4 protein-coding genes are annotated in these 5,870 nt (G+C 68.2%); all 4 read right to left on the reverse strand.

The window, feature by feature from the left end:
* A partial coding sequence (locus JMV16_RS17955; RefSeq protein WP_201495685.1) for a choice-of-anchor X domain-containing protein occupies window positions 1-2,660 on the reverse strand: 2,660 nt, incomplete at its 3' end.
* A 277-nt stretch (window positions 2,661-2,937) separates the two neighbouring features.
* Window positions 2,938-3,810 (reverse strand): hypothetical protein, encoded by an 873-nt coding sequence (locus JMV16_RS17960; protein WP_201495686.1) that lies wholly within the window; start codon window positions 3,808-3,810, stop codon window positions 2,938-2,940.
* 49 nt (window positions 3,811-3,859) lie between these two features.
* Window positions 3,860-4,789, reverse strand: coding sequence for a hypothetical protein (locus JMV16_RS17965; RefSeq protein ID WP_201495687.1), 930 nt, complete (start codon window positions 4,787-4,789; stop codon window positions 3,860-3,862).
* The gene (locus JMV16_RS17970) at window positions 4,786-5,832 is read right to left on the reverse strand and encodes a 3D domain-containing protein (RefSeq protein ID WP_201495688.1); all 1,047 of its coding nucleotides are present in this window, start codon (window positions 5,830-5,832) and stop codon (window positions 4,786-4,788) included. Before JMV16_RS17970 ends, JMV16_RS17965 begins: the two co-directional genes overlap by 4 nt.
* Between the last annotated feature and the right edge of the window lie 38 nt (window positions 5,833-5,870).

Below are 5,870 nucleotides of genomic sequence, written 5' to 3' on the forward strand. Positions count from 1 at the left end.
TTGGGATTGCCCCCGCAGTGCCAGCCGGCCTTGATGACGCCGGCGCCCAGGTCGCTGGTGATGCTCGAGCCGTCTTCGCTGACCGTCGCGCTGCCTATGGCCACGAAGCTGGCCAGGTCGTGGTCGTAGCTGTACATCTCCGTCACCGCTCTGGGTGCCAGCCCGTCCACGTTGGGGATCGTCATCCGCGCCGGCGGGTTGAAGTGCGTGCCCACCGGCTGGATCGTCACGATGAAGCGCGGCTGCTGCCCGAAGCCCGGGCTCATCGGTACCTTGTCCATGTTCACCGGCGTCACCGATACGCAGCCGGTCTTGCTGCCGCCAGGGAAGGTGGCTGCCCCGGGCGCAATGTCGAGCACGAAGCCCGGCGCTTCGGCTATGGTCAATCGTCCTCCGGTGCTGTCGTTGACGCACACCCGGTTGTTGGGGTTCAGTTCGGGCAGGTACACCGGCATGCCCAGGGTGTTGTTCTGCCCCGAGACGGTGATCATGTCAAAGTCCAGCGTCGGCCAGCTGCCCGTTCGCGTGGCGGTGCCGCCGTCGGCCATGAGCTTGAACACGCCCACGGGCACTTGCGTCATCACGAACTGGCCCTGCGCGTCGGTCTGTACCGGCGGGGCCATCTGCTGCGGGATGTTGCTGAGGTTGCCTTGGTGGATGTTGAGCAGCCTCATCGTGACGCCGGGGATGGGGTTGTTGCTGTTGTCGAGCACGACGCCGCTGATGCGGGTCTGCTCTGCGGGTCCGGGTACGAGTCCGGTGGCAGTGAAGGCCGCAGGGAAGCCGCCGCCGCCGGCAAAGTTGACTTCAACGAGGTTGTTGTTGACCCCCTGCTCGGGGCCCAGGCTGAGGCTGGCGGCGACGCGGCCGTCGCTGTCGCTGGTGGTCTGCAGGCTCGTTGCGCCGCCCAAGCTGCCGCTGCCTTCCTTGACCTGGAAGCTCACGGGCACGCCGGCCAGGCGGTTGTTGTTGGCGTCGGTGACGATGGCGATGAAGGGCAGGGGCAGGCTCTGGCCGACGACGCCGGTCTGGTTGTTGCCGGAGTCGACCACCATCAGGTTGGGCGCGCCGGGGCTGGCGCTGGCGGAGAAGTCGGCCGTGGTGGCGATGCCCGCGGCGCTGGCTTCGACGATGTTGTTGCCGGCGCCGGCGCGGCTGCCGAGCTTGAGGAAGGCCCGCGCCTGGCCCTGGGCGTCGGTGTTGATGGCCACGGCGCTCAGGCCGCTGCCCGGGCTGCCGTCGGCGCTGACGCTGCCGTCCTGGCTGATGATGCGGTAGACGACGGGTTTGTTGATCTGGGGCTGGCCTTGTCCGTCGACGAGGCGCACGACCAGGGGGCTGGCCAGGTTGGCGCCAACAGGGGCGCTTTGGTTGTTGCCGGAGACGACGCTGAGGTTGGCCTGGCCGATGGCGGGTACGCGCAGGATGCTGATGCTGGCGGTGGCGCGGTTGCCGGCGCGGTCGGTGGCCACCGCCTGGACGGTGTTGCTGCCCAGGCTCAGGGGGATGTTGTCGGCCTGGAAGCTGCGGTTGACGACGCGGGCGGGGATGCCGTTGACGCTGACGCTGGCTTGTTCGGGGTTGACGGTGCCGACGACGATGTCGTTGATGAGGCCGCTGACGCTGACGCTGGCCGCGCTGGTGCTGCCGGCGGCAGCGGGGGTGTAGATCTGCACGCGCGGGGCCGTGGTGTCCAGGGTCACGAGGATGCTGTGGGTGCTGGTGGTGCCGTTGCTGTTGGTGGCCACCGCGGTGAGGGTGTTGGGGCCTTCGTTCAGCGGCACGGAGGCGTTGTAGCTGTTGTTGGTGACGGGGGTGGCGATGCCGTTGATGCTGACTTGGGCGGCAGGGTCGCCGACGCTGCCGCTGACGGTGAGTACCGGGGTGTTGAGGTACGCGCCGCCCGCGGGGGCCGCGATGTTGACGCCGGTGGCGGTGCCGGTGATGGCCACGCTCAGGGGGGCCGAGACAATCTGCGGGTAACCGTTGAAGTTGGCGGCAATGCGGTAGTTGTTGTTGCCGGGGTTGTTCTCCAGCACGGTGCTGCGCAGGCTGTAGTTCTTGTCGTCGGCGATGGCGTCGCCGTCCAGGCCGTCGTCGTGCAGGCTGCCCAGGGTGGCCAGGACGTTGCCGGCGGCATCGATCTTTTGCAGCACGGCGCTGCCGGCGACGAGGCGGATGTCGTCAATGCGGGCGTTGAAGGTGGCCAGGAGGGCCACGCCGGTGGCCGTGCTGGCCGGCGCGACGCTGGCCCCCGCGATGACGGGCAGCGGGCCGGCGGGGTTGACGGTGAGGCTCATGGGCGCACTGAGGGTGCGGCGCAGCTCGCCCTTGAAACCAGCCGAGACTCGGAACGCGACGCTGCCGGCGGCCGCCTCCAGCACGTTGAACCGCGCGCTGTAGATGCGGTCGCCCGCCACCGCATCACCGCCCAGCCCGTCGTCGCGCAGCGTGGCCACCACCGCCAGCGCGCTGCCGTCCGCCCTCAGCCTCTGCACATTCGCGCTGCCCAAAATGTAGTTCGGGTCGGTGATGCTGATGCTCACCGTCACCGCACTCGCCACCGTCGCCTCTATGCTCAACGGGCTCAGGCTCGGCGTGCCCAACACGCCGGCCTGGGCCAGCGTCGCCACGAACAGCAAGGCCCCGGCTCGGGCCATCGCAACCAGGGAACCCAGCCATGATCGCGGCAAGCGGCCTCGCATCGGTGCGCCACCGCAGGCGCCCCGCGGGCTGGCCGCGGGCCGATCCGACGTGCGTAGAAATCGATTCACAGCGGCTCCCATATTGATGGAGGGGTACTTCGGGTCGGCGCGCCCTGCAGCATCTGTACACCCCTGGGCGTCGCCGGATTTTTCTGAATTCACGATCACCCTTTTCGAAGGTCTGGCACCGCCTGCGCCTGCTCGACACAGCGGCCGGTGGACAAGAGACGGATCACCGCAAGGCGAGCTGCAGTCGCCGGCCCGGCACGCCGGAGGCGTTGTCAAAAAGAACAGCAACCTCGTTCGGGCCGACCGCGGTGACCGACCGCACCCGGGACTTGCTCCACGAACCTGGCGACGCCGACCCGAAGGCCTGCCTGGCGCCGACACGCGCCTGCCGCAGCTTGTAGCTGCCGTCCGGCGCTGCGCCTACCGCCAACACGGCCAGGTCATTGCCCTCGGCAGCCACGATGAGGTGCTGCTCCCCGTCGCGGGTCCAGCTGCGCGCATTGACCTCGCTCGCAGTGGCTCCCGGTGCGGCGCGAGCGCTTGGAAACACGCGCTCGCTGCGCGGGGCGCCGGGATACACGATCACCCCCTGGTTGGAAGCGCGCGAAACCCAGCCTTCGTCATCGGCCACGCCGCCGACCTCGTTGCTGGCCCGCTGCAGGTCGTAGATCAACACGATGTCGCTCGGCGCCTCGGCCTGCGCCTGCCGCGGCACGAACTGCATGAAGCTCACGAAGCGCCCGCTGGGCGACACCAGGGGCTCCCGCCCCAGCACGAAGGCATCGGCCGAGCCATGGATGGTGCCCAGGGCCAGCAGCTTGGCGCCGTAGAGGATGGTGGTGCGAATCTCGCTGAGCCGGTCCGTCCAGTTCAACCGCTGCGCATCGGCGCGAACCAGCATCGCCTCGTGGGCATAAAGCCCCTCGGACCTGTCGAGTGGCTGCGTGGAAACCTGCGTCGGACCCGGCGCCGCCTGCGCCAGGGTCGCAACGGCCAGCAAGGGCAGCGCCAGGCAACGCGAAAAGCAGGTCGCGGCGGAACCGGACTTCGACGCATCCCGACGCATTTCGGCGCTGCCCGACTTCCCTGAATTCACGATCACCCTTTCTCGACCCTGTCGACCCGGTTCGCGCCTGCCTGAATATTCAGCGCCATTTGATGTCGAATGCCGCGCTGCCGACGCTGCTTCCGACTTGTCGCAGCAAGCGCAGGCGCTGGCGAGCCGGCGCTTCCGCCGCCACCGGCACAGCCGGCCTCGCGAGATCGACAAAGGTGGCGTTGCCTTCGAAGTCCTCGAGAACGAGCACCGAATCGAACATCATTGCCCGCATGTACGCGACAGCGGGCAGGCGGTGCAGCGGCTTGATCGCATCACGCTCGACGGCTACCAATTCCGCCGAACGCTCGCCGACGCGCAGAGCGTAGAGCCGCTCGCAACGCGTGCCCCACAGCAGGAACCGCACCGGGCCAACGGCATCACCGCCGTCCACCGTTGCCAACCTCTCGTCGCCGACCAGGATGTCGACCGCCGAACCCATGCCCTGCGCCTGCAGGTAAGCCACGCGACCGCCCTCGGCACAGGCAGCGAATGCCGCACCCGTGTAGCCGTTCGTTTCGGCCCCGGTGGTCGCGTCGAATATCCGCATCTCGTCCTGTCGCGGGTTGACGTCGCCGACGATGAAGAAGCGCTCCGACCCCAGCCATCCAATGGACTTCACGGCACGCGCGCCGGCAAGCCTTACGCCGCCCTGGTCGGCGAAGTTGACGACCAGGGTGCGCGGCGCAGCGGCAGTGGCGGCAACCACCACGTCGACCTCCACGATGCGTCCCGCCTGTTCGCGGGATCTCGCGAAAAGCACAGAGCGCCCGTCCACAGCCCAGCGCGGCGTGATGCGGGCATCGCCCTCGCCGGGCACCATGCGCGCCGTGGCCGAAACCTCGGCACCGATATATTGACGGTGCTCCTTCACATAGGCGATCTGCATCTGCGCCCAGGCGAACTGCCAAGCACCCAGGCAGACGGCGAGAACGCCAAGCGGGCGCAGCGAAAGCCAGAGGGATCTGCCGTGCCTCATGGAATGGCCAGCGCGGGGCATGTGGCGACGCCGGGCGCACAAACCCCGAGTGCGATCTGGTTGGCGAAGTTCGCACACGCGGCGCGGCCGGTTCCGCCGAAGACATCGAGTCGATAGCCGATGATGGCGCCCCCGGTGTCGTTGGCTTCCAGTACGTACGGGCCAGCGGAAACGGTGGTGTTCCGCGGCACGATGGCGCGGTCGCGCGCGCAAGACCCGAAGGGTATGAGGGGGCGGTTGTCGGCACCCGTGAAATTGACGATGGTCGCGAAGCTCCAATTGGGGCTGCTGCCACTGACCCAGCGTATGCGGGTTCCATTTCGCGTCGTGCCGCTGCCCTGCAGGCGCACATCGGCCAGGAATGCGGTGCAGTAATTGCCTGCCGGAAGGCCGGCCGGGTCGGTGGTCGTTCCAGAGAAGGTGGTGCCGCCTATGCGTATCGACGTACAGGCACCGGTAGCGTCGAGGTGATCGCCTTCGTCGGCCAGGATGTAGCAGGACAGGCCAAAGGTCGCGGCGTTGAAGGTCTTGGAAGCCGTTTCACCGGCCTGGCATCGAAATTCGACCTTGAGTTCCGCCAGTCCGCCGGGCGAGGGGCCGGCTGCCGGATTGGCGGGCGCGCTGAGGGTGCCGACATTGGGTGTGGCATTGGCGTCAGCCGTCGTGTACTGGGCCGTATTGGAACCCGAGAGCACCACCGCGGAGTAGCTGTAGGCCGGCGTGGCTCCCGGCAGCGGCGCGCCCGTCGCATCGGTACGGGTCAGCGAACTGCGCGTGACGGTGAGGGTAGGCGCCTGTGAGCGGCAGTTGCCGCCGCTGCACACACCACATTTGCCGGGCTCCGCGGTGCAGGCCGTACGTTCGGTTGCGGGATCGGCCACGCAACTGGCGCCCTGGCACTTCTGGCACTGCTTGCAATGCCCGGCGCTGCCGGTGGTATTGGGATTGCCCCCACAGTGCCAGCCGGCCTTGATGACGCCGGCGCCCAGGTCGCTGGTGATGCTCGAGCCGTCTTCGCTGACCGTCGCGCTGCCTATGGCCACGAAGCTGGCCAGGTCGTGGTCGTAGCTGTACATCTCCG

It is taken from the genome of Rubrivivax sp. A210 (genome assembly GCF_904426505.1).
Taxonomy (GTDB): Bacteria; Pseudomonadota; Gammaproteobacteria; order Burkholderiales; family Burkholderiaceae_C; genus Rubrivivax.